Origin of the sequence: Pseudomonas sp. TREG-RG-20F-10-E-6-01, from assembly GCF_022662455.1 — a bacterium.
GTDB lineage: Bacteria > Pseudomonadota > Gammaproteobacteria > Pseudomonadales > Pseudomonadaceae > Aquipseudomonas.
Genome location: NZ_JAKNQP010000001.1, coordinates 355,469 through 377,986, shown reverse-complemented (window position 1 = coordinate 377,986; position 22,518 = coordinate 355,469). Strand labels below are relative to the sequence as shown.

At 60.9% G+C, this 22,518-nt stretch carries 21 protein-coding genes; 10 read left to right on the top strand and 11 right to left on the bottom strand.

Features of this window, described 5'->3' with window-relative positions:
* Nucleotides 1–8: 8 nt before the first annotated feature.
* Both L8K08_RS01835 and mfd read right to left on the bottom strand, forming a co-directional pair.
* Nucleotides 9–578: a CsiV family protein gene (locus tag L8K08_RS01835; protein WP_124416717.1), complete on the bottom strand. Its 570-nt coding sequence runs from the start codon at nucleotides 576–578 to the stop codon at nucleotides 9–11.
* A gap of 11 nt (nucleotides 579–589) precedes the next feature.
* The gene (gene mfd / locus L8K08_RS01830; RefSeq protein WP_242193949.1) at nucleotides 590–4,039 is read right to left on the bottom strand and encodes a transcription-repair coupling factor; all 3,450 of its coding nucleotides are present in this window, start codon (nucleotides 4,037–4,039) and stop codon (nucleotides 590–592) included.
* Nucleotides 4,040–4,379: 340 nt separating this feature from the next.
* Here mfd and L8K08_RS01825 point away from each other — a divergent pair, with 340 nt between their 5' ends.
* Nucleotides 4,380–5,843: a glyceraldehyde-3-phosphate dehydrogenase gene (locus L8K08_RS01825; RefSeq protein ID WP_242193946.1), complete on the top strand. Its 1,464-nt coding sequence runs from the start codon at nucleotides 4,380–4,382 to the stop codon at nucleotides 5,841–5,843.
* Between the two features lie 164 nt (nucleotides 5,844–6,007).
* Here the strand turns inward: L8K08_RS01825 and L8K08_RS01820 are convergent, their stop codons facing one another.
* Both L8K08_RS01820 and L8K08_RS01815 read right to left on the bottom strand, forming a co-directional pair.
* A complete protein-coding gene (locus tag L8K08_RS01820) occupies nucleotides 6,008–7,306 on the bottom strand; it encodes an MFS transporter (RefSeq protein WP_145163047.1) in 1,299 nt (432 codons plus the stop codon).
* A gap of 196 nt (nucleotides 7,307–7,502) precedes the next feature.
* Nucleotides 7,503–8,045 (bottom strand): chalcone isomerase family protein, encoded by a 543-nt coding sequence (locus L8K08_RS01815; RefSeq protein WP_242193943.1) that lies wholly within the window; start codon nucleotides 8,043–8,045, stop codon nucleotides 7,503–7,505.
* 235 nt (nucleotides 8,046–8,280) lie between these two features.
* Here L8K08_RS01815 and sthA point away from each other — a divergent pair, with 235 nt between their 5' ends.
* Complete coding sequence (sthA, locus tag L8K08_RS01810; RefSeq protein ID WP_005786183.1) at nucleotides 8,281–9,675, top strand: Si-specific NAD(P)(+) transhydrogenase; 1,395 nt, start codon at nucleotides 8,281–8,283, stop codon at nucleotides 9,673–9,675.
* 42 nt (nucleotides 9,676–9,717) lie between these two features.
* Here sthA and L8K08_RS01805 read toward each other — a convergent pair whose 3' ends face one another.
* Nucleotides 9,718–10,440, bottom strand: coding sequence for a glycerophosphodiester phosphodiesterase family protein (locus tag L8K08_RS01805; protein WP_106576925.1), 723 nt, complete (start codon nucleotides 10,438–10,440; stop codon nucleotides 9,718–9,720).
* 44 nt (nucleotides 10,441–10,484) lie between these two features.
* Complete coding sequence (locus tag L8K08_RS01800; RefSeq protein ID WP_242193941.1) at nucleotides 10,485–11,069, bottom strand: PilZ domain-containing protein; 585 nt, start codon at nucleotides 11,067–11,069, stop codon at nucleotides 10,485–10,487.
* 94 nt (nucleotides 11,070–11,163) lie between these two features.
* Between L8K08_RS01800 and L8K08_RS01795 the strand changes: the two genes are divergently transcribed.
* From L8K08_RS01795 to L8K08_RS01785, 3 genes are read left to right on the top strand one after another with little or no spacing between them, the layout of a single operon-like run.
* Nucleotides 11,164–12,414: a lipoprotein-releasing ABC transporter permease subunit gene (locus L8K08_RS01795; protein WP_242193938.1), complete on the top strand. Its 1,251-nt coding sequence runs from the start codon at nucleotides 11,164–11,166 to the stop codon at nucleotides 12,412–12,414.
* A 7-nt stretch (nucleotides 12,415–12,421) separates the two neighbouring features.
* Nucleotides 12,422–13,105 carry a lipoprotein-releasing ABC transporter ATP-binding protein LolD gene (gene lolD, locus L8K08_RS01790; protein WP_017477213.1) on the top strand — a complete coding sequence of 228 codons (684 nt, stop codon included), beginning with the start codon at nucleotides 12,422–12,424 and terminating at the stop codon, nucleotides 13,103–13,105.
* A gap of 60 nt (nucleotides 13,106–13,165) precedes the next feature.
* Nucleotides 13,166–14,410, top strand: a complete 1,245-nt coding sequence (locus L8K08_RS01785) for a lipoprotein-releasing ABC transporter permease subunit (protein ID WP_106576921.1) — start codon at nucleotides 13,166–13,168, stop codon at nucleotides 14,408–14,410.
* A 107-nt stretch (nucleotides 14,411–14,517) separates the two neighbouring features.
* Here L8K08_RS01785 and L8K08_RS01780 read toward each other — a convergent pair whose 3' ends face one another.
* Together L8K08_RS01780 and L8K08_RS01775 are read right to left on the bottom strand one after the other, a co-directional pair.
* Nucleotides 14,518–15,873, bottom strand: coding sequence for a heavy metal sensor histidine kinase (locus L8K08_RS01780; protein ID WP_242195029.1), 1,356 nt, complete (start codon nucleotides 15,871–15,873; stop codon nucleotides 14,518–14,520).
* Nucleotides 15,870–16,550: a heavy metal response regulator transcription factor gene (locus L8K08_RS01775; RefSeq protein ID WP_145163057.1), complete on the bottom strand. Its 681-nt coding sequence runs from the start codon at nucleotides 16,548–16,550 to the stop codon at nucleotides 15,870–15,872. Before L8K08_RS01775 ends, L8K08_RS01780 begins: the two co-directional genes overlap by 4 nt.
* A gap of 156 nt (nucleotides 16,551–16,706) precedes the next feature.
* Between L8K08_RS01775 and L8K08_RS01770 the strand changes: the two genes are divergently transcribed.
* Entirely contained in the window at nucleotides 16,707–17,228 is a 522-nt protein-coding gene (locus L8K08_RS01770) for a cupredoxin family protein (protein WP_242193936.1), read from the top strand.
* 66 nt (nucleotides 17,229–17,294) lie between these two features.
* Nucleotides 17,295–18,125 carry an NADPH-dependent 7-cyano-7-deazaguanine reductase QueF gene (gene queF, locus L8K08_RS01765; RefSeq protein WP_242193934.1) on the top strand — a complete coding sequence of 277 codons (831 nt, stop codon included), beginning with the start codon at nucleotides 17,295–17,297 and terminating at the stop codon, nucleotides 18,123–18,125.
* A 136-nt stretch (nucleotides 18,126–18,261) separates the two neighbouring features.
* On the opposite strand, the gene L8K08_RS01760 is transcribed toward queF, so the two are convergent.
* Nucleotides 18,262–18,528 (bottom strand): DUF4404 family protein, encoded by a 267-nt coding sequence (locus L8K08_RS01760; RefSeq protein WP_106576917.1) that lies wholly within the window; start codon nucleotides 18,526–18,528, stop codon nucleotides 18,262–18,264.
* A gap of 110 nt (nucleotides 18,529–18,638) precedes the next feature.
* Nucleotides 18,639–19,247, bottom strand: a complete 609-nt coding sequence (locus L8K08_RS01755) for an HAD family phosphatase (protein ID WP_242193932.1) — start codon at nucleotides 19,245–19,247, stop codon at nucleotides 18,639–18,641.
* A gap of 196 nt (nucleotides 19,248–19,443) precedes the next feature.
* Here L8K08_RS01755 and L8K08_RS01750 point away from each other — a divergent pair, with 196 nt between their 5' ends.
* Complete coding sequence (locus L8K08_RS01750) at nucleotides 19,444–20,133, top strand: VacJ family lipoprotein (protein ID WP_106576915.1); 690 nt, start codon at nucleotides 19,444–19,446, stop codon at nucleotides 20,131–20,133.
* Between the two features lie 60 nt (nucleotides 20,134–20,193).
* On the opposite strand, the gene L8K08_RS01745 is transcribed toward L8K08_RS01750, so the two are convergent.
* Entirely contained in the window at nucleotides 20,194–20,490 is a 297-nt protein-coding gene (locus L8K08_RS01745) for a PilZ domain-containing protein (RefSeq protein ID WP_242193930.1), read from the bottom strand.
* A gap of 276 nt (nucleotides 20,491–20,766) precedes the next feature.
* Between L8K08_RS01745 and rssB the strand changes: the two genes are divergently transcribed.
* The gene (gene rssB, locus L8K08_RS01740; RefSeq protein ID WP_145163067.1) at nucleotides 20,767–21,948 is read left to right on the top strand and encodes a two-component system response regulator RssB; all 1,182 of its coding nucleotides are present in this window, start codon (nucleotides 20,767–20,769) and stop codon (nucleotides 21,946–21,948) included.
* A complete protein-coding gene (gene rssC / locus L8K08_RS01735) occupies nucleotides 21,948–22,430 on the top strand; it encodes an anti-sigma factor antagonist RssC (protein ID WP_003172602.1) in 483 nt (160 codons plus the stop codon). The genes rssB and rssC overlap by 1 nt, the downstream gene beginning before the upstream one ends.
* Nucleotides 22,431–22,518: the final 88 nt, after the last annotated feature.

The window sequence follows — 22,518 nt, the reverse complement described above, 5'->3', positions numbered from 1 at the left end:
GCGCTGGATCAGTCCTGAGCGTCGGGCGGTGGTGCGCTGGGTGGTTTGGCGGTCAGCGAGGTGATCTTGATAAGCAGGGCCAAGTGGCCGCCGTCCAGGTAGTTGAGCTGGTTGTTCTTGGTGCGCACGCCTTGCTGGCTCAGGTGTTCGCTGGCGATGACGCTGCCGTTGGCGTCGAACTGGTTGATCCAGAAGTCTGCGTCGATATCGGTAAAGCGCCCCAGTTGCAGGTTCAGCGTGCCTTCGATGGGAAACTGGCCAAACTGCTCCTGGCCATCGCTGATGGCCAGCTTCACCGGCTGCTCGCCCAGGTTCTGGTCCCAGGCCCGGTGCAGCAGCACCGTGTAACCGGTGTCGGCACTGAGCTTGTCGACGATATTGCCCAGCCGCGGCGGGCTGATTTTGTCCGCCGGCAGCCGTGGTGCCCCGGCGTCCCAATTTTCTGGCGCCGCGCGGCTATTGATCACCGGCTCGGCGTTCTGGCGCACCAGAATCATTTCCACCAGATAGGGGCTGTCGGCAAACGCCGAAGGAGCAACGACCACCAACAACAAGCTCAAAATGCGGAACAGGCGCATTGGGGCGTCCTTCAAGCAGATTTCGGGATGAGGCGCTCAAACAGCGCCTCTAATGTATTAAAGCGTTCTTCGGCACGTTCCATTGGCACCATGAACTTGAACAGCGTAGCCCCTTCGAACTTGTAGCGGTTGGGCTGGCCCTCAATCAGCTTGATCAGCACCAGTGGGTCCACCGGCGTTTGCGCTTCGAACTCGATACGCCCGCCTTGCGGCCCGGCGTCGACCTTCTTGATGCCCAATTGCTCGGCCTGCAATTTGAGCAGGGTCAGGCGCACCAGGTTTTTGGTCGGTTCCGGCAACAGGCCGAAGCGGTCGATCATCTCCACCTGCAGGTCCTTGAGACCTTCTTCGTCGGTGGCCGAGGCGATGCGCTTGTACAGAATCAGCCGCGCGTGCACATCCGGCAGGTAGTCTTCGGGAATCAATGCCGGCAAGCGCAGGTTAATTTCCGGGCCGCCACCCAAGGGTTGATCGAGGTTCGGTTGTTCGCCCTTGCGGATGGCTTTTACCGCGCGCTCAAGCATTTCCATATAGAGGGTGAAACCGACGGCCTGGATCTGCCCGCTCTGGCCGTCGCCGAGCAGCTCGCCGGCGCCACGGATTTCCAGGTCGTTGGTGGCCAGCACAAAACCGGCACCCAGGTCCTGGGTGTTGGCGATCGCCTCCAGGCGCTTTTCGGCGTCGGAGGTAATCTGCTGGCGCGGCGGCGTCAGCAAGTAGGCATAGGCCTGGTGGTGACTGCGCCCGACGCGGCCGCGCAACTGGTGCAGCTGCGCCAGGCCGAACTTGTCTGCGCGCTCGATGATGATGGTGTTGGCGCTCGGCACGTCGATGCCGGTCTCGATGATGGTCGAGGCGATCAGCACGTTGAAGCGCTTGTGGTAGAAGTCACTCATCACCTGTTCGAGTTCGCGTTCGCGCATCTGCCCGTGGCCAATCGCGATGCGGGCTTCGGGCACCAGTTCGGCGAGGTCGGCGGCGCATTTCTCGATGGTTTTGACGTCATTGTGCAGGTAGTACACCTGGCCGCCGCGCAGCAGTTCACGCAACAGCGCTTCCTTGACCGTGCTTTTGTTCTGTTCCATCACGAAGGTGCGCACCGACAGGCGACGTGCCGGCGGCGTGGCGATGATCGACAGGTCACGCATGCCCGACACGGCCATGTTCAGCGTGCGCGGAATCGGCGTGGCGGTGAGGGTGAGGATGTCGACTTCGCTGCGCAGGTTCTTCAGCTGTTCTTTCTGACGCACTCCGAAGCGGTGCTCTTCGTCGATGATCACCAAACCGAGGTTTTTGATCTTCACATCGTCCGACAGCAGCTTGTGGGTGCCGATCACGATATCGATCTTGCCTTCGGCCAAGTCGGCGACGGCGGCATTCACTTCCTTGGCGGACTTGAAGCGGCTCATCACTTCCACGCTCACCGGCCAGTCGGCAAAGCGGTCGCGGAAGCTGTTGTAGTGTTGTTGGGCGAGCAGGGTGGTCGGCACCAGAATCGCCACCTGCTTGCCGCCATGCACGGCAATAAAGGCGGCGCGCATGGCCACTTCGGTTTTGCCGAAGCCCACGTCGCCGCACACCAGGCGGTCCATCGGCTTGGGCGCGAGCATGTCGGCGCGCACGGCTTCGATGGTGGTTTGCTGGTCCGGGGTTTCTTCAAACGCAAAGCCGGCGCTGAAGGTGGCGTAGTCGGCTTTCGGGTCGGCGAAGGCATAACCTTCGCGGGCTGCGCGGCGTGCATAGATGTCGAGCAATTCGGCGGCGACGTCGCGCACCTGTTCGGCGGCTTTGCGCTTGGCTTTCTGCCAGGTCTCGGAGCCCAGGCGGTGCAACGGCGCCAGTGCGTCGTCGCTGCCGGTGTAGCGCGCGATCAGGTGCAGGCTGGCCACCGGCACGTAAAGCTTGGCGCCCTCGGCGTATTCCATGGTGAGGAATTCGGCGGCCTGGTTATCGATCTCCAGGGTTTGCAGCCCGAGGTAGCGGCCTACGCCGTGGTCGATATGCACCACCGGCGCGCCTTCGCGCAGCTCGGTCAGGTTCTTGATCACTGCGTCGTTGTTGATGTCGGCGCGTTTTTCACGGCGGCGGCGCTGCATCACGCGCTGGCCGAACAGCGGGCTCTCGGCGATCAGCGCCAAGGCTGGGTCATCCAGCAACAAACCTTCATCCAGCGGCGCGATGGTGATCGCCAGGCGGTCTTTGCTCTTAACAAAGTCCGGCCAGCTGTCGACGGTTTTCGGGCGCAGCTTCAGGCGTTCCAGCAGTTCCAGCAGCACTTCGCGACGGCCGGCGGATTCGGCGGTAAACAGCACGCGGCCGGGGAAGTCGCCGAGGAAGTTGGATAACGCTTCCAGCGGCTGCGTGGCTTTGGCCTGGATCGCCAGGTCCGGCAGTGTGCTCGCCGGGAAGCGCTCGCGGCCGCTGCCGGCGTCCACGTCCTGTTGGCTGGCGACGACGCGCGGCCAGTTTTTCAAGCGGGCGAAGCAGTCTTCCACCGGCAGAAACAGCTCGGCTGGCGGCAATAAAGGCCGCGATGGATCGACGCGGCGCTCTTCATAGCGATTGCGCACATCGTTCCAGAAGTTTTCCGCCGCCTGCTCAATGCCTGGCAGCGAGAACACCTGAGTGTCCTGAGGCAGGTAATCGAACAGGGTGGAGGTTTCGTCAAAGAACAGCGGCAGGTAGTACTCGATACCGGCCGGTGTAATCCCGCTGCTCAGGTCCTGAAAGATCGGGCAGCGGCGGAAGTCCACGTCGAAGCGTTCGCGAAAGCGCGCCTTGAAGCGTGTGACGGCGTCTTTTTGCAGTGGGAATTCCCGCGCCGGCAGCAGCTTGATCGACTCGACTTTATCAATCGAGCGCTGGTTCTCCGGGTCGAAGGTGCGCAGTGTCTCGATTTCGTCGTCGAACAGGTCGATGCGGTACGGCAGTTTGCTGCCCATCGGGAACAGGTCGATCAGCGCGCCGCGCACGGCGAACTCGCCGTGTTCGTACACCGTGTCGACGCAGCGGTAGCCGCTGGCTTCCAGGCGCGTGCGCATCTGTTCCACGTCGAGTTTCTGGCCGATATCCAGCACCAGGCTGCTGCCCAGCAGAAACTTGGTCGGCGCCAGGCGATGCAGGGCCGTGGTGATCGGCACCACCAGTACGCCGTGGGCCAGTTCCGGCAAGCGGTACAGGCTGGCGATGCGCTGGGAAATGATGTCCTGGTGCGGCGAAAACAGGTCGTAAGGCAGGGTTTCCCAGTCGGGAAAGTGCAGCACCGGCAAATCGGGGGCGAAGAAGCTCAGCTCCTGCTCCAGTCGCTCGGCGCTTTGGCTGTCGGCGGTGAGCAGCAGGGTAAAGCGCTTGGCTGCGCTGGCAGCCTCGGCGATGGCCAGGCTCAGGGCGGCACCGGGCAGGTTGCCCCAGTGCTGTTTACCTGCCGCGGCAGGGAGAATCGGTAGACGCAGAACGGGCACGGAAGGTTGAGCTCCAAGCGTTGCGACAAAGTCGGTAATTGTAACGGCCCGAGGTGCCGCCTGTCAGTTGCTGACTGAGCCTATTACGGTTTGCAGGAAATGTAGTGGCTAAGACAAACAATGGTGGGTTTTGACTCAATATGTAGTGCCAAAAAGTGCGGATGTTTCGGAGGGTTACGGACAAGTTGGCGGCGCGGCGCCATTGGTGGCCTTCTGGAACCCGCGTATTTACTGGGCTGTAGCGGGGTGGTGTTTTTTTGCAAGCGCTTTTTGTTGTGGTTGGCGCATTGCTCAACGGCCGGTCGGACGACATAATGTAGCCCCTTTTTTCTGCCCCTACATGTGGAAGGTTCCCGTGACTCAGAAGCCCGACCAGTGTCTTGGTGAATGGATCGACCGTGAAGCACTCGCTGAAGCGATGATTCCGCTTATCGGTCAGCTGTACCGCAATAACAATGTGGTGAGCTCGATCTATGGCCGCAGCCTGATCAACCAATCAGTCATCGCGATTCTCAAGGCGCATCGCTTTGCTCGCCATCGTTCCGCCGACGACAGCGAACTCTCCGTCCACGAAACATTCCCTCTGCTTAAAGCCATGAGCGAGCTCAAGCTCGGCGCGGCCTCGGTAGACCTGGGCAAGTTGGCTTACAAATTCCGCAAAGAAGGCGCTGGCCGCACCGCCGAGCAGTTCGTGCGTGAAGAAATGGCCGATGTGGTTGGCCAGCAAAACGCCGCTGCCCGCAAAGGCACCGACGTTGTGCTGTACGGCTTTGGCCGTATCGGCCGCCTGCTGGCGCGCATCCTGATCGAAAAAACCGGTGGCGGCGACGGCCTGCGCCTGCGCGCTATCGTTGTGCGCAAAGGCGCCGAGAACGACCTGACCAAACGCGCCAGCCTGCTGCGCCGCGACTCGGTACACGGTCCGTTCAACGGCACCATCGTCATCGACGAAGAAAACAACACCATCACCGCCAACGGTAACCTGATCCAGGTGATCTACGCGAAGAACCCGTCTGAGGTGGATTACACCCAGTACGGCATCAAGGACGCCCTGCTGGTAGACAACACCGGCGTATGGCGTGATGCCGAGGGCCTGGGCCAACACCTGGCCTGCCCGGGTATCGACCGCGTTGTGCTGACGGCGCCTGGCAAAGGCAAGCTGAAGAACATCGTTCACGGTATCAACCACGGCGAAATCACCGCTGAGGACAAGATCGTGTCGGCTGCTTCCTGCACCACCAACGCCATCGTGCCGGTGCTGAAGGCTGTGAATGACAAGTTCGGCATCGTTAACGGTCACGTTGAAACCGTTCACTCGTACACCAACGACCAGAACCTGATCGACAACTTCCACAAAGGCGATCGCCGTGGCCGTAGCGCCGCGTTGAACATGGTCATCACCGAGACCGGTGCTGCCACCGCTGCTGCCAAGGCCCTGCCTGAGCTGGCCGGCAAGCTGACCGGTAACGCGATCCGCGTGCCGACGCCGAACGTGTCGATGGCCATTCTCAACCTGAACCTTGAGAAAGCCGCTACCCGTGAAGAAATGAACGAGTACCTGCGCTACATGGCGCTGCACTCGGACCTGCATAAGCAGATCGACTTCGTTAATTCGCAGGAAGTGGTGTCGACCGACTTCGTGGGCTCGCGCCACGCCGGTGTGGTGGATGCCGAGGCGACCATCACCCAGGACAACCGCGTTGTGCTGTACGTCTGGTACGACAACGAGTTCGGTTACAGCTGCCAAGTGGTTCGCGTGATGGAAGACATGGCTGGGGTTAACCCGCCTGCGTTCCCGCGCTAAGCATTAGCGGTCAATGAAAAAGCCCCGACTGGTTCGGGGCTTTTTTATGGCTGCTGTTTTTGTGGTGAATGTTCGGGCCTCATCGCGGGCAAGCCCGGCTCCCACAGTGTTGACGTGTGAATACAGTCAAAGGTGGGAGCTGGCTTGCCTGCGATAGCGGTCTATCAGGCGCCGCCAACCACCGAAGCCTGCGCAGTGCGCAGTTCATGCCGATTGCCCTTGAACAGTATCAATGTAGCGATCAAGCCGAGTATCGCCGCACCACTGAGCCAGATCCCAGGCGCGGCCTTGTTATCCAGCACATGAATCAAATAAGTGCAGGCCGCCGGCGTAAACCCACCAAAGGTCGCCGTCGCCAGGCTGTAGGCCAGGGAAAACCCGGTAGTGCGCACTTCCACCGGCATGATCTCGGTAAGCGCCACCACCATCGCACCGTTGTACGAGCCATACAGGAACGACAACCACAGCAGCACGATCAGCAGATGGCTGAAGCTCGGATTGGCCACCAGCCACGACAACGCCGGATACGCGGTAAGAATCGCCAGAATCGTCGCGCCGAGCAGCAGGGGTTTGCGTCCGATCTTGTCGGACACCGCGCCCATCACCGGCAGCCAGATGAAATTGGAGATGCCCACGCACACGGTCACCAGCAACGCGTCGAAGTCCGACAGGTGCAGCTCGGCCTTGCCGAAAGTCGGGGTGTAGGCGGTGATCAGGTAGAACGACACGGTGGTCATCACCACCAGCGCCATGCCGGCGATGACGATGCCGAAGTTCTGACCGATCGAGCGCACAATTTCCTGCAGGGTAGGGCGGTGTTTACGTGCCTGGAACTCAGGGGTTTCTTCCAGCGAGCGGCGAATCACGAAGATCACCGGCACGATCAGGCAGCCGATCAGGAACGGCACGCGCCAGCCCCAGTCGCCCATCTCCTGCGGGCTGAGCCAGTGGTTCAGGCCCACGCCGAGCAACCCGGCGAACACCACCGCGGCTTGCTGGCTGGCGGACTGCCAACTGACGAAGAAGCCTTTGCGCCCGGGTGTGGCGATTTCCGCCAGGTACACCGACACACCGCCCAGCTCGACGCCGGCGGAGAAACCTTGCAGCAAGCGACCAAACAGCACCAGCAACGGCGCCGCCACGCCCAGGGTGGCATAGCCAGGGACGCAAGCGATGAGGACGGTGCCGGCGGCCATCATGGCCAGGGTGATGACCAGGCCTTTCTTACGGCCGTGGCGGTCGATGTAGGCGCCGAGGAAGATCGCGCCCAAAGGCCGCATCAGGAAGCCGGCGCCGAAGGTCGCCAGGGACAGCATCAGCGAGGCGAAGGCGCTGTCGGTGGGAAAGAAGGTTTTGGCAATGGCCGTGGCGTAGAAGCCGTAGACCATGAAGTCGAACATCTCGAGGAAGTTGCCGCTGACAACGCGAAAAATCGCCCTGCCTTTGCCCGTGGTAGTGGACATGTCATGCACTCATTTTGGCTATCTTATTAGTGATCCCTGGTCATCACTCGTCCTTGCTGCGCTTTTGTAACCATATGTGTATTAGCCACTACCGGCAATAGAAACCGATAGCAAGCTGACTAAATGCGCAGGTGTCTTGGCGGGTAAAAATCACTGTGGGAGCTGGCAAGCCAGCTCCCACAGGATTTTGTGTTGATCAGTTGAGGAGGGATTTACGCAGGCTATCCGACAAGCCCTTCGGCGCCAGCCAAATGCCGAGATAGGCTTTTGCCAATTCCTCATCGCGGCTGCTGAACACCACCTTGTCGTTGATCTCCAGATTCAACCCACGGCCAGGTCGAACGTCGAGGGCATACCGATCGCCACTGCGGATATCGCGGAAGCTCGCGTGCAGCCGATCCAGTTCGGGCTTCAAGCGGGCGAGGGTGGCGCTGCTGTGCTGGCGCTCCAGGGTCGTGGTGGCCGCCTTGATCACGTCGCTACGGTCGATGTCGCGAAAGTAATACAGCGCCAGGCGCAGATTCTTTTGCTGATCCCAGGCGGCTCTCGCACTGGTATCGGCGGGGGCATACACCGCTGCCGCATACACATCCGCCCAGAGATACACCAGCACCGCCTGGTTTTTCAGCACCAGGTCATGAGATTGCGCAGCAAAACCGGCCTGCTTCAGACGCTCCGCCTCACTGGCCTGCACTGCCACGCAGAAAATCAGCAATAAACAGAAAACGACATGCCGCATAATGGCTCTTCCTGCAAACGGTGCGTGTCAGCAGTCTAATTGCAATTTGCGGGTTCTGTAGTTAAGGCAAGACTGGCCTACGACGCGACCAAGGGTTAATGTTCGCGGCGTTGAGCCTTCTATAGACTGTGCCCCGGCTCACACACTTGAGCCAAATTGTCCTTCATGCCCGCTGGCCGCGGCATGATTTAGCCAGGCGTCCAACCGTACGCCTGGCCTGTTCTGAGGAGTACGCATGGCTGTCTACAACTACGACGTGGTGGTACTGGGTTCCGGCCCGGCTGGAGAAGGTGCGGCGATGAACGCCGCCAAAGCTGGGCGCAAGGTGGCGATGGTCGATAGCCGTCGCCAGGTCGGCGGTAACTGCACCCACCTGGGTACCATCCCGTCCAAGGCCTTGCGTCACTCGGTGCGCCAGATCATGCAGTTCAACACCAACCCGATGTTCCGGGCCATTGGTGAGCCGCGCTGGTTCTCGTTCCCGGACGTATTGAAAAGCGCCGAAAAAGTCATCTCCAAGCAAGTCGCGTCGCGCACCGGCTACTACGCCCGTAACCGCGTCGACCTGTTCTTCGGCACCGGCAGCTTTGCCGACGAGCAAACCGTCGAAGTGGTCTGCGCCAACGGCGTGGTCGAGAAGCTGGTGGCCAAGCACATCATCATCGCCACCGGTTCGCGCCCGTATCGCCCGGCCGATATCGATTTCCACCACCCGCGTATCTACGATAGCGACACCATCCTGAGCCTGGGCCACACCCCGCGCAAATTGATCATCTACGGCGCCGGCGTGATCGGCTGTGAATACGCCTCGATCTTCAGCGGCCTGGGTGTATTGGTGGAGCTGGTGGATAACCGCGACCAGTTGCTGAGCTTCCTCGACTCGGAAATTTCCCAGGCGTTGAGCTACCACTTCAGCAACAACAACATCACCGTGCGCCACAACGAAGAGTACGAGCGGGTCGAAGGCCTGGACAACGGTGTGATCCTGCACCTCAAGTCCGGCAAGAAGATCAAGGCCGACGCCTTGCTGTGGTGCAACGGCCGTACCGGCAACACCGACAAGCTGGGCATGGAAAACATCGGCGTGAAGGTCAACAGCCGTGGCCAGATCGAAGTCGACGAGAACTACCGCACCTGCGTGACCAACATCTATGGCGCCGGTGACGTGATCGGCTGGCCAAGCCTGGCCAGTGCCGCGCATGACCAGGGCCGTTCAGCGGCCGGCAGCATTGTCGATAACGGCAGCTGGCGCTATGTGAACGACGTGCCGACCGGTATCTACACGATTCCGGAGATCAGCTCGATCGGCAAGAACGAGCACGAACTGACCAAGGCCAAGGTGCCTTACGAAGTTGGCAAGGCGTTCTTCAAGAGCATGGCGCGTGCGCAGATCGCCGGTGAGCCCCAAGGCATGCTCAAGATCCTGTTCCACCGCGAGACCCTGGAAGTCCTCGGCGTGCATTGCTTCGGCTACCAGGCCTCGGAGATCGTGCACATCGGCCAGGCCATCATGAACCAGCCGGGTGAGCAAAATACCCTCAAGTACTTTGTGAACACCACGTTCAACTACCCGACCATGGCCGAAGCCTATCGGGTAGCGGCCTACGACGGCCTCAACCGGCTTTTTTGAGCGGCTCCGGCCGGTGGCCTGAGCCGGCCGGGGAGACCGATTTCAGTAATTCTCGAGGGTGGCAGTGGCCAAACCGGGAAAGTCTGTAATCAGGCTATCTACGCCGAAGTCAGCGAGCCTGCGCATCAGCGCCGGTTCGTTGACCGTCCACACGGACACGTGCAAACCCTGGCGCTGGGCTTTTTCCAGACGCTCGGGGGTGCACAGCGTCCAGTTCAATGCCAGGTATTCACAGCCGTAGTTTTGCGCGACCTTCAGCGGGTCGAGCCAGGCGTATTCGGCGACCAGGCCGCGTGACAGGTCCGGGGTGAGTTCAACCGCCGCTTTCAAGACTTCCCGCGAACTTGAGGTCACGGTCACCTTGTCCATCAGGCCATGACGCACAGCCATCTCACGAATTGCCAGTACGGTCGTCGCGGCGCGGGTGCGCGAAGCGCTTTTGACTTCGAGCTGCCAGTGATCGAAGTCGCATTTTTCGAACAACTCTTCAAGGCGTGGGATCGGGCAGGGGCTGACCCAACCCGGGCCGCCTTTGCGCGCGTCCATCTTCACAAGGTCGGCTGCCGAATACTCGACGACTTTGCCGCGCCGGTCGGTGGTGCGTTTGAGGGTCGGGTCGTGGATGACCATCAACTCGCCGTCCATGGACAGGTGCAAATCCAGTTCGCAGCGGCGTACGCCGTGCTTGAGGCACTCCTGAAAGCTGGTCAGGGTGTTTTCCGGTGCTTCGCCTTTGGCACCGCGGTGGCCATAAATCAGGGTCACAGTTGCTCCTTTGCGCCAGATAGCCCGGCGGGGTCATACGAGATTCAGGTGTCTTGGGCGTCGCTTTGTTCCCGCGCCAGGCGTCGTTCCTGAGCTTGTTTCTGCAGGATGTAGCGCGCCAGCAATTGGCGTTGGGCATCGGTCATCGATTCGAATTCCGTGCCCACGTCAAAGCCGTCGCCCTTGGCGTCGCAATGCGTCACGCGGGCACGCAGCAGCAAGCCGAGCGCCTGGGGCATCAATACCAGCTTGACCGCCAGGTGCGTGTCGGGCGCCAGCGGCGTTGGGTGCTGGAAGTCGATACCGCCTTCGGAAAGGATCACCGGCTGCGGCGCGCCCACCTCATCGAGCAGGCCGCGCGCCATGATCTGACTGAGCAGGTCCACGCGTTTGTTCTGGACTTTGAGGAAGGCGGCCAGGCTGCGATCTTTCTCGCTGATCTGGCGCAGCAGGTGCTGGGCTTCGAATTCGCTGAGGTGCAATTCGCTGAGCAGGTTGAACAGCGGCGAATCATCCAGCAACACTTCCTTGCTCGCCGCTTCGGGGGCAGAGAGGGTGCTGATTTGAAGTGCGATCATGTCGTCGATACGGTAGTATTCGCGGCGCTCTTCTTCATCTAATGTCGACATGGCGAACCCAAAGTAGCGGTAATGGTCTGAGTGTAAAGCTGCTTACCTGACCCCGCCACCGGGACGTCTTCTTTTCCTCCGAACAAGCCCCGACATGTTCAGACCTCTCTTCGTATTTATCGGCACGCGTTATACCCGTGCAAAGCGTCGCAATCATTTTGTGTCGTTCATTTCCCTGACCTCGATGATCGGGCTCGCCTTGGGCGTGGTCGTGATGATCGTGGTGCTGTCGGTGATGAACGGCTTCGATCATGAGATGCGCACCCGCGTGCTGGGCATGGTGCCCCACGCGACCATCGAGGGCGATTCGCCCATCAGCGACTGGCCGAGCCTTGCCGACAAGGTCAAGCAGAACCCCAAGGTGGTGGCCGTTGCGCCGTTTACCCAGATGCAGGGGTTGCTGACCAACGACGGCAAGGTGCAGAAAATCCTGCTCAATGGCATCGACCCGGCCCAGGAACGTAACGTGTCGATCATCGACAAGTTCATGTTGCAGGGCAAACTCGACGACCTGGCGCCCGGCAGCTTCGGCATCGTGATCGGCGACAAGGCGGCGGCCAAGCTCGGTGTGGGTGTCGGCGACAAGCTGACGTTTGTCGCCCCGGAAGTCACCGTGACCCCGGCCGGCATGTTCCCGCGCATGAAGCGCTTCACCGTGGTCGGCACCTTCCACGTCGGCGCCGGCGAGATCGATGGCTACCTCGGCCTGACCAACCTCACCGACCTGGCGCGCCTGCATCGCTGGAAGCCGGATCAGGTGCAGGGCCTGCGCCTCAAATTCAACGACCTGTTCGACGCCCCGCGCGGCGCTTGGGAAATCGCCCAGCACCTGGGTGAATCCCAGTATTACGCCCGCGACTGGACCCGCACCCACGGCAACCTCTACCAGGCCATCCGCATGGAAAAAGCCATGATCGGCCTGCTGTTGCTGCTGATCGTCGCCGTGGCCGCGTTCAACATCATTTCCACGCTGGTGATGGTGGTGAACGACAAGAAAGGCGACATCGCCATCCTGCGTACCCTGGGCGCCACGTCGGGGCAGATCATGGCGATCTTCATGGTGCAGGGCACCGTGATCGGCGTGGTTGGCACCTTGATCGGCACCGCGGTCGGCATCCTGGCCGCGCTGAACGTCAGCGCCGCCATTGCTGCGCTGGAAAAAGTCATCGGTCACAAGTTTCTCAACGCCGACGTCTACTTCATCGACTACTTGCCGTCCCAGGTTCAGGCCCAGGACGTGTTGATGGTAGGCGGCGCCGCGTTGGTATTGAGCTTCCTTGCCACCCTGTATCCAGCCTGGCGCGCGGCACGTACCCAGCCAGCACAGGCCTTACGTTATGAGTGAATCGGGCATGAGTGAAAAAGCAATCCTGAGCTGCCGCAACCTGGGCAAATCCTACGAGGAAGGTCCGGAGTCGGTAGTGGTTTTGTCCAACCTGCAACTTGAGCTGCACCCGGGCGAACGCGTGGCAATCGTCGGCAGTTCCGGCTCCGGCAAAAGTACCTTGCTCAACCTGTTGGGCGGCCTGGATACGCCGTCCCAGGGCAGCGTGTGGCTGGCTGGCGAAGAGCTGTCGGCCCTGGGGGAGAAGGCGCGTGGCCAACTGCGTAACCGCTCGTTGGGTTTTGTGTACCAGTTCCACCACCTGCTGCCGGAATTCACCGCGCTGGAAAACGTGTGCATGCCGCTGCTGATCGGCAAGACCGCGATCCCGGAAGCGCGCCAGCGTGCCAAAGCCCTGTTGGAGCGCGTCGGCCTCGGCCATCGCCTGGAGCACAAGCCGGCCGAGTTGTCCGGTGGCGAGCGCCAGCGTGTGGCGATTGCCCGTGCCCTGGTCAACAACCCAGGCCTGGTGATGCTCGATGAGCCAACCGGCAACCTCGACTCCCACACCGCCCAGGGCATCAAGGATTTGATGCTCGAACTGAGCACCCAGATGCGCACCGCGTTCCTGGTGGTGACCCATGACATGAGCATGGCCCGCCAGATGGACCGCGTGCTGCACCTGCAGGAAGGTCACTTGGTCGCCATCTGACCCGTTTCAAGCCCGGCGCCTGGCGCTGGGCTTTTTCATTTTTTTAAACGGTGCCCGCGAATGTTCAGACCGTTATCGATTTTCATCGGCACGCGCTATACCCGCGCCAAGCGCCGCAACCGTTTTGTATCGTTTATCTCGATGACCTCGATGATCGGCCTCGCCCTGGGCGTGTTGGCGATGATCGTGGTGTTGTCGGTGATGAACGGCTTCCAGCGCGAAATGAGCTCACGCATCCTCGGCATGGTGCCCCACGCGACCATCGTCGGCGTGAACCCGATTGATGACTGGCAGCCGGTGGCCGCCGCCGCCATGAAGAACCCGCAAGTGACTGCCGCCGTACCATTCACGCAGATGGACGGGATGTTCTCCTACAAGGGCGCGATGCAGCCGATCGAGATCAGCGGCGTCGACCCGGCCCAGGAAGGCAAAGTCTCGATCGTGGCCCAGCACATCGTGCGCGGCAAACTGGACGACCTGAAGGCCGGCGAGTTCGGTGTGGTCATCGGCGACATCACTGCACGGCGCTTCCGCCTGAACGTGGGTGACAAGCTGACCCTGATCGTGCCGGAAATCAGCACGGCGCCGGGTGGCATCACCCCGCGCATGCAGCGGCTCAACGTGGTCGGTATCTTCAAGGTCGGCGCCGAGCTGGATGGCTCCATGGCCCTGATCAACATGGCCGACGCCGCCGAAATCCAGCATTGGCAGCCTAACCAGGTGCAAAGCGTGCGCCTGGCGGTGAAAGACCTGTACGCGGCACCGAAGGTCTCGGCGGACATCGCCGCCAGCCTCGGCGCGGCCTACAAGCCGGATGACTGGACCCACACCCAGGGCAGCCTGTTCAGCGCGATGAAGATGGAAAAGACCATGATCGGCCTGTTGCTGCTGATGATCGTCGCCGTCGCCGCGTTCAACATCATCGCCACCTTGATCATGGTGGTGAACGACAAGGGCGCCGACATCGCGATCCTGCGCACCATTGGCGCCACGCCACGGCAGATCATGGCGATCTTCATGGTGCAGGGCACCGTGATCGGCATCGTCGGCACTTTGATCGGCGGCGTGCTGGGCGTGATTGCGGCGCTCAACGTGAGCGAACTGGTGGGTTGGCTGGAGCGCGTGACCGGGCAACATATCTTCAGTTCGGACGTGTATTTCGTCAGCAACTTGCCTTCGGAACTGCAGGGTGGGGATGTACTGCTGATTTGCACGGCCGGGTTTGTGTTGAGCTTTTTGGCGACGATTTACCCGGCGTATCGGGCGGCGAAGATTGAGCCGGCGCATGCGCTCAGGTATTCGTAAGGTCTGAGACCGCTATCGCAGTCAAGCCAGCTCCCACATTTGAATGTATTCACACATCAAAAATGTGGGAGTCGGGCTTGCCCGCGATAGGGCCAGAGCAGCTTGCATCAATCCCCCTTGGGCAACTCAATCACAAACCGCGTCCACCCAGCTTCAGACTCACAATAAATCCTCCCCCCATGCGCCCGCACAATCGACTGGGTAATCGCCAGCCCCAGCCCCGCATGCTCACTGCTGCCTTCACGGCGCGCCGGGTCAGCCCGATAAAACCGATCAAACAACCGCGGTAACAACGCCGGCGGAATACCTTCTCCCGTATTCTCCACGGTCAGCGTCACACCCCGCGCGGTTTCAGCCATCCGCACCCGCACCTCGCCACCGGCCGGGGTAAACCTGAGCGCGTTATCGAGCAAATTCGACAAGGCCCGGCGCAACATGCCGCGATCACCCGCCGTATGCGCCGTGCCCTCGCGCACCAGGCTGACGTGCGCGTCCTCGGCCAGCAACGCGAAGAACTCGATCAACGCTTCCACTTCATCGCCCAGCACCAAGGCCTCGCGCTTTGGCATGAGTAAACCGTGGTCGGCCTTGGCCAGGTACAACATGTCATTCACCAGTTGGGCCATCCACTGCAACTCTTCCAGGTTGCTGTGCAGCGCCTCGCGGTAGTCCTCCAGCGGGCGCGGCTGGGTGAGGATCACTTGGGTGTGGGTGAGCAGGTTGGAGAGGGGCGTGCGCAGTTCGTGGGCGATATCGGCGGAGAAGGCCGAGAGGCGTTGGAAGGCGTCGTCCAGGCGCCCGAGCATGGCGTTGAAGGCCTGGGCCAGTTCGGCCAACTCCACCGGCATGTGCTGTTGCGGCAGGCGTTGGGTCAGCGAGTGCGCCGACACGCTGGCGGCCACTTCGCCCATGCGCCTTAGCGGCCGCAACCCGCTGCGCGCGGCCCAGGCGCCGAGCAGCGCGGTGGCCAGGGCCGAGAGGCCGACGGTCAGCCAGATCAGGTGCTGCATGCGTTGCAGGAAGTGCTGGTGATGGGTGATGTCGAGCATCAGCGTCAATTGCGGCGAGCCGGGTTGGCCGGCGACCAGCGGCGCGTTGTACACGCGATACTCAGTCCCGGCGTTTTGCAGGCTGTGCAAGCCCGGTGCTTCAGGCAGGCTGATGCCGGGCGCGCCGTCAAACCAGCGCTGGCCTTGGGTTGTAACGCGCAGCGCCAGTTCGGGTTGGCGATTGAGCTCGGCGCGCAGTTGCGCCTCGCGTTGCGCAAATAATTGTGGCGAGTCGACCCCCTGCAAAGTGCTGCGCAGCGCCACCAGCTGGCTGTCGAGTTGTTGCTGGTCCAGCTCGATAAAGTGCGCCTCGCTGGCGTGGTTGAACAGCACGCCGGCGAGCAACGAAACCACGGCGGTGCACGCCGCAAACAGCAGCGCCAGACGGCTGGCCAGGGACAGGCGCTTGATCAATTGCACCGCTCCTCCAGCACATACCCCATGCCGCGCACGGTGTGGATCAGTTTGTTGGGGAAGTGGTCGTCGACTTTCAGGCGCAAACGGCGGATCGCCACTTCGATGATGTTGGTGTCGCTGTCGAAGTTCATGTCCCACACCTGCGAGGCGATCAGCGACTTGGGCAGTACTTCGCCCTGGCGGCGCAGCAGCAGTTCGAGCAGGGAAAACTCCTTGGCGGTGAGGTCGATGCGCTGGCCGTCGCGTTCGACGCGGCGGCGGATCAGGTCCAGGCGCAGGTCGGCCAGTTGCAGCGCGGTTTCCTGTGGCGCGCTGCTGCCACGGCGTAACAGGCTGCGCACGCGGGCCAGCAGTTCGGAAAAGGCGAAAGGCTTGACCAGGTAATCGTCGGCGCCCAGTTCCAGGCCGTGCACGCGGTCTTCCACGGCATCGCGGGCAGTGAGGAACAGCACCGGAATGTCCAGGCCGGCGCTGCGTACCGCTTGCAGGATTTGCCAGCCGTCGCGGCCCGGCAGCATCACGTCGAGGATCAGCAGGTCGTAATCACCGGTCAGTGCCAAGTGTTGCCCGGTGGTGCCGTCGGCCACCAGCTCGGTGGTAAAGCCCGCCTCGCTCAGGCCCTGGCGCAGGTAATGGCCGGTTTTCGGTTGGTCTTCGACGATCAGCAGTTTCATGGGCGACTCTTGGCAGCGGTGAGCAACGGGCTTTATACCGTGGGTGCCAGGGCAGGGGCGCAACCTGACAAAGTTGTAATCTAGCAGTCAGCTGGCTGGCAGCGGCGCCATCTTAGAGTGCTGACAGAGCTGTTCACACACTTTTGGAGAATCGAGATGGCGCTGCGTACACCTCTGATATTGGCGGGTTGCCTGTTGGCATTGAGTTTTGATGCGCTGGCGGACGCGGCCCACACCTTCGCGTTCGGCCAGCCGGCAGCCGCCGATAAAGCCACGCGCACGGTGGAAGTGGTGCTGCAGGACATTTCCTTTTCGCCCAAGGCGTTGGACGTAAAAGCCGGTGAGACCGTGCGCTTTGTGCTGGTGAACAAAGGCCAATTGCTTCACGAATTCAACCTGGGCGACGCGGCGATGCACGCCGAACACCAGAAAGAAATGCTCAAGATGCAAGCCAGCGGCATGCTTACCGCCACCGGCATGGGCAAGATGGACCACGGCGCGATGGGGCACGGCGATATGGCGGGCATGCGGCATGACGATCCCAACAGCGTGCTGGTCGAGCCGGGCAAGACCGCTGAGCTGACCTGGACCTTCACCAAGACCACGGGCCTGGAGTTTGCCTGCAATATTCCGGGGCATTATCAGGCGGGCATGGTCGGCACGCTGACCGTTGAGTGAGGCGATTCTTAAGGGCGGGAGCAAAGGCTGGTAGACTGGCGCGGTTTATTTAGCCAGGTTTCCGCCATGCATCCCGCAGCCGAACATTCGCCGCTGGGCAAGTCCAGTGAATACATCTCCACTTACACCCCATCGTTGCTGTTCCCGATCCCTCGCGCCGCCAAATGGGCCGAGCTGGGCCTGAGCGCCGACACCCTGCCTTACAAGGGTGTGGATTTCTGGAACTGCTTCGAGCTGTCCTGGCTGCTGCCGTCGGGCAAGCCGGTAGTGGCTATCGCAGAGTTCAGCATCCCGGCCGACTCGCCGAACATCATCGAGTCCAAGTCTTTCAAGCTGTACCTCAATTCGCTGAACCAGACCGCGTTTGCCGACACGGCAAGCCTGGAAGCGACACTGCGCACCGACCTCAGCGCTGCCGCTGGCAAGCCGGTCAGCGTGCGCATCCGCAGCCTGGCCGAGGTTGAGGCCGAAGGCGTGCAAGCCCTGCCGGGCGTGTGCATTGATGACCTCGATATCAGCGTCAGCAACTACGAACACCCGCGCCCGGAACTGCTGCGTTGCGATGACTCGCGCATCGTCGAGGAGAGCGTGCACAGCCACTTGCTCAAATCCAACTGCCCGGTTACCAGCCAGCCGGATTGGGGCAGTGTGGTGGTCGAGTACCGTGGCCACGCGCTGGATCACGCCAGCCTGCTGGAATATATCGTCAGCTTTCGCCAGCACTCGGACTTCCATGAGCAATGTGTGGAGCGGATCTTTCTCGACCTGCAGCGCTTGCTCAAGCCGCAGAAGCTGACCGTGTATGCGCGCTATGTGCGCCGCGGCGGGTTGGATATCAACCCGTATCGCAGCACTGAGGCGATGCAGTTCCAGAACCTGCGCCTGGCCCGCCAGTAGCCTTCACGCAAAACAACTGTGGGAGCGGGCTTGCCTGCGATAGCGGTCTTTCAGTCATACATCTGGCGACTGATACACCGTCATCGCAGGCAAGCCAGCTCCCACATTTTGGTTGTGTGTTCGGCTTGAGCTCGGGTTAGATCCCGATATTGCCCAGCGTCACCACAATATTGCGCAGGGTCCCGGCAATGCCCGGGTGGTCCAGCTCGAAGCGTTCCACCGCCAGGTTCACGCCATCGGCAATGCTGGGGTCCTGAATCGCGCCTTCCAAGGGCTCTTGAACTTCAAGTTCGGCAATCAATGCTTCGAGTTCGTCGCGTTTCTCCGCCGACATCAGCGGGTCGCTATTCAATTGCTCGCGCAATTCTCTGACTTGGTCTTTCAGCTGTTCGCGGGCAGGCATGGCGTTCTTCCTTTTATCGATAGGCACTGGCATAGACCGCGGCACGCCGGGAAAGGTCTACGGGCTGACCCGTAGATTAATCCACCGGCGCCGACCGTGCATGATCTCGATCAGGGCTTCTCGCCTTTGAGCTGGCGCAGGCTGATGTCCGCCAGGCAGGTGCCGAGCTCGCCGAGGTGATCGATCACCGAATGCACGCCCAGCCCATACAGCGCCACCGTGGCCTTGCCGCGCTTGTGCTCGCGTTGCTGCTCGGTCAGCGCCTGCCATTGTTCGGGCGCCAGGCCGCACAGTGAGCCGCAGGACGCCAGGCCAATGGTCCACAACCCGGCATTCAGGCCCGATTGCAGCAGGCGCGGTTCGCCGCTGACCAGCACGCAGCCTTCAAGGCGTTCGATGTTCAATTCCATCAAGGCCTGCCAGCACGCATGCGGCGCCGGCCAGCGAATCGAGGAGGGCGATGCTGCTTTGAGCCAATCAGGCAGCACGGCGGCCAGAGGGGTGGTGTCCGCGGCGGGTAGTTCATCCAGCCAGGCGCAGGGCACGCCCTGGTCTTTGAGGCTGCGCAGAATCTTCAGCGCGCCAGGTGTGGCGTGAGAATCAGGGCAAGGGCTATCGGTGCGCGCCTGGGAACCAAAATCCACCAGGCAGCCACTAAGGCCAAACAGTACGGCAGTCAAGGCGGGTGCGCTGGCGACGGCAATCTCGGCGTGAGGCATTTTCGACATCCCTGAAATAGCTGTGACGCTATCGAGGCTGGATGACAAGCGCGTGACATCGGCCGTAATTGTAGGAAATTTGTGCATTTCCTATGAGAGCGATCCTACTGGATGCCTTATTCGACACTTCCGTCATATACTGACGGCCTTATTCAGGGCATAGCGCCCATGACAGACCATTCAAGGAGCAAAAGCTATGCGCTGGAGCCACTATTTCGCTCAGCTATCTGTGTGTGCCACTGTTCTTTTGGCCCCTTTCGCCGCTAACGCTGCGTCGGAAGACGATCCATGGGAAGCCGTTAACCGTCCGATCTTCACCTTCAACGACACCGTTGACACTTACGCGCTCAAGCCATTGGCCCAGGGCTACCAATTTGTCACCCCGCAATTCGTGCAGACCGGCATCCATAACTTTTTCCGCAACATCGGTGATGTCGGCAACTTTGCCAACGACGTTTTCCAGCTCAAGCCACACGCGGCTGGTGTCGACACCGCCCGTTTGCTGATGAACACCACCTTTGGCGTGTTGGGCTTTATTGATGTCGGCACCAAAATGGGGCTGCAGCGCAACGATGAAGACTTCGGCCAGACCCTCGGTTACTGGGGCGTCGGCAGCGGTCCTTACGTGATGCTGCCGCTGCTCGGCCCAAGCACCTTGCGTGATGCGCCGTCCAAATACGTCGACAGCTACACCCAACCGTATCGCTACATGAACGACATCGGCTGGCGTAACAGCACCTTCGGCCTGAACATCGTCGATACCCGTGCCAGCCTGCTCGACAGCGAGAAACTGATCACCGGTGACAAGTACACGTTCATCCGTAATGCTTACCTGCAAAACCGCGAGTTCAAGGTCAAAGACGGCAAGGTCGTCGACGATTTTTAAGCCGTGACGTTTTGAAATGAAAAAGGCGACCCGAGTGGTCGCCTTTTTTGTGCGCGGCTTTTAGTGCATTTTCAGGATCTTGAGGCCCAGGTGCTGGCGCTCGCCCTCGTTTTTGGTCCACACCACTTCGGTATCTGCCTCCAGGCCCGCAAGGGCGGCGTGCTCTGAGTCAATGCGCACGGTCAGCCGGTCGCCTACTTGAAACTGGCGGGGTGCCTCAACCTGCATGCCGGAGCTGGAAAGGTCCACGCAGACCCCGGCAATCTCCTGCCCAGCGTGGATAAGCGATACATCGGCATCCACTCGCATGCGGATGAAATCGCGTTTTTCGGCGTAGTCGCGCTCGTGTTCGCTCACGGGTTCCATCCTTACTTTGTGTTGTGGTCGTGGGTGTTCTTATAACTCCCGGTGATTTGCGGTGTAAAGACGCCCGGCGACCATCGGCATGAGCTTGAAACCCCTGACGGATGGGAGTACCGTCTGCGCCTTAGAAGGGCACCTCTGCTTTACCGTTGTGCATGGGCAAAATCCCAATGCTTTGTAGGACAGAGTGGCTAGAAAGCGAATCCAGTACGTGAGCCCGGCCATTGCCGAGCCGCCTACGCCAACCTAATTCTGGCGCCGTTTGCCCACATGCAAAAAACCAGTGCCACGCTGCTGATAATCGATGACGACGAAGTAGTGCGCGCGAGCCTCGCGGCCTATTTGGAAGACAGTGGCTTCAGCGTCCTGCAGGCCAGCAATGGCCAACAGGGTCTCCAGGTATTCGAGCGCGACAAGCCCGACCTTGTGATCTGCGACCTGCGCATGCCCCAGATGGGCGGCCTCGAGCTGATTCGCCAGGTGACTGAGCTCGCCCCGCAGACGCCGGTGATTGTCGTGTCCGGTGCCGGCGTGATGAACGATGCCGTCGAGGCCCTGCGCCTGGGCGCCGCCGATTACCTGATCAAGCCCCTGGAAGACCTGGCCGTGCTGGAGCACTCGGTGCGCCGCGCACTCGACCGTGCCCGCCTGCTGCTGGAAAACCAGCGCTACCGCGAAAAGCTCGAAACCGCCAACCGCGAACTCGAAGCCAGCCTCAATCTGCTCCAGGAAGACCAGAACGCCGGTCGCCAGGTGCAGATGAACATGCTGCCGGTGAGTCCCTGGACCATTGATGAGTTCAAGTTCGCACACCAGATCATCCCGTCGTTGTACCTGTCGGGTGATTTTGTCGATTATTTCCGTGTGGATGAGCGGCGTGTGGCGTTCTACCTGGCCGACGTTTCCGGCCACGGTGCATCCTCAGCTTTTGTGACCGTGTTGTTGAAGTTCATGACCACACGGCTGTTGTTCGAATCCAAGCGCAATGGCACCTTGCCGGAGTTCACCCCCTCCGAGGTGCTGGGCCACATCAACCGAGGCCTGATCAGCTGCAAGCTGGGCAAGCACGTGACGATGGTCGGCGGCGTTATAGATGAAGAAACCGGTCTTTTGACCTACAGCATCGGCGGTCACCTGCCGATGCCGGTTTTATACACTCCAGACAGTGTGCGTTACCTGGAAGGCCGTGGTCTGCCGGTGGGCTTGTTCAATGAAGCCACCTACGAAGACCACATCCTGGAACTGCCGCCGACCTTCAGCCTGACGCTGATGTCCGACGGCATCCTGGACCTGCTTCCAGAGCCTACACTCAAAGAGAAAGAAGCCGCCTTGCCTGAAAAGGTCAGGTCGGCGGGCGGCAGCCTGGATGGCCTGCGGCAGGTTTTTGGATTGGCCACGCTAGGGGAGATGCCGGATGATATCGCCCTATTGGTGTTGAGCAGGAATCTTTGATGAGTACCGGAAGAATCCAATTCGCCGAGCAAGACGGGACCTTCGTCCTGAAGTTTGTCGGTGAAGTGCGCCTGACCTTGTGTTCGGCGCTGGATGCAACGATTGAGCGGATTTTCACTGCCCTGAATTTCTCGGCGATCGTGATCGATCTGACCGAAACCCGCAGCATCGACAGCACCACCCTGGGCCTGCTGGCCAAGTTGTCCATTCTGTCTCGGCAGAAGGTCGGCCTGTTGCCGACTGTGGTCACCACCCACGAAGACATCACCCGGCTGCTGCAGTCCATGGGTTTTGACCAGGTGTTCAACATCGTTGACCGCCCGATCCCGTGCCCGGAATGCCTGACCGACCTGCCATCGCAAGACCAGTCTGAAGAAGTGGTACGGGTCAAGGTGCTCGAAGCGCACAAGATCCTGATGGGCCTGAACGAGTCCAACCGCGAAGCCTTCCACGACCTCGTGAACGCCCTGGAACGCCACTAAGCCTCCAGTCGACACCGTTCAAATGTGGGAGCGGGCTTGCCCGCGATAGCGGTGTATCAGCCACCTATTCATTACTGACCCACCGCTA

What these genes read in the sequence shown, in the direction of transcription:
- rssC (WP_003172602.1), top strand. Translation starts at nt 21,948, where the DNA reads ATGAGTACCGGAAGAATCCAATTCGCCGAGCAAGACGGGACCTTCGTC.
- L8K08_RS01835 (WP_124416717.1), bottom strand. Translation starts at nt 578, where the DNA reads ATGCGCCTGTTCCGCATTTTGAGCTTGTTGTTGGTGGTCGTTGCTCCT.
- sthA (WP_005786183.1), top strand. Translation starts at nt 8,281, where the DNA reads ATGGCTGTCTACAACTACGACGTGGTGGTACTGGGTTCCGGCCCGGCT.
- L8K08_RS01760 (WP_106576917.1), bottom strand. Translation starts at nt 18,528, where the DNA reads ATGCCTGCCCGCGAACAGCTGAAAGACCAAGTCAGAGAATTGCGCGAG.
- L8K08_RS01825 (WP_242193946.1), top strand. Translation starts at nt 4,380, where the DNA reads ATGTGGAAGGTTCCCGTGACTCAGAAGCCCGACCAGTGTCTTGGTGAA.
- L8K08_RS01795 (WP_242193938.1), top strand. Translation starts at nt 11,164, where the DNA reads ATGTTCAGACCTCTCTTCGTATTTATCGGCACGCGTTATACCCGTGCA.
- L8K08_RS01750 (WP_106576915.1), top strand. Translation starts at nt 19,444, where the DNA reads ATGCGCTGGAGCCACTATTTCGCTCAGCTATCTGTGTGTGCCACTGTT.
- L8K08_RS01785 (WP_106576921.1), top strand. Translation starts at nt 13,166, where the DNA reads ATGTTCAGACCGTTATCGATTTTCATCGGCACGCGCTATACCCGCGCC.
- rssB (WP_145163067.1), top strand. Translation starts at nt 20,767, where the DNA reads ATGCAAAAAACCAGTGCCACGCTGCTGATAATCGATGACGACGAAGTA.
- lolD (WP_017477213.1), top strand. Translation starts at nt 12,422, where the DNA reads ATGAGTGAAAAAGCAATCCTGAGCTGCCGCAACCTGGGCAAATCCTAC.
- L8K08_RS01820 (WP_145163047.1), bottom strand. Translation starts at nt 7,306, where the DNA reads ATGTCCACTACCACGGGCAAAGGCAGGGCGATTTTTCGCGTTGTCAGC.
- L8K08_RS01770 (WP_242193936.1), top strand. Translation starts at nt 16,707, where the DNA reads ATGGCGCTGCGTACACCTCTGATATTGGCGGGTTGCCTGTTGGCATTG.
- L8K08_RS01800 (WP_242193941.1), bottom strand. Translation starts at nt 11,069, where the DNA reads ATGTCGACATTAGATGAAGAAGAGCGCCGCGAATACTACCGTATCGAC.
- L8K08_RS01815 (WP_242193943.1), bottom strand. Translation starts at nt 8,045, where the DNA reads ATGCGGCATGTCGTTTTCTGTTTATTGCTGATTTTCTGCGTGGCAGTG.
- queF (WP_242193934.1), top strand. Translation starts at nt 17,295, where the DNA reads ATGCATCCCGCAGCCGAACATTCGCCGCTGGGCAAGTCCAGTGAATAC.
- L8K08_RS01775 (WP_145163057.1), bottom strand. Translation starts at nt 16,550, where the DNA reads ATGAAACTGCTGATCGTCGAAGACCAACCGAAAACCGGCCATTACCTG.
- L8K08_RS01755 (WP_242193932.1), bottom strand. Translation starts at nt 19,247, where the DNA reads ATGCCTCACGCCGAGATTGCCGTCGCCAGCGCACCCGCCTTGACTGCC.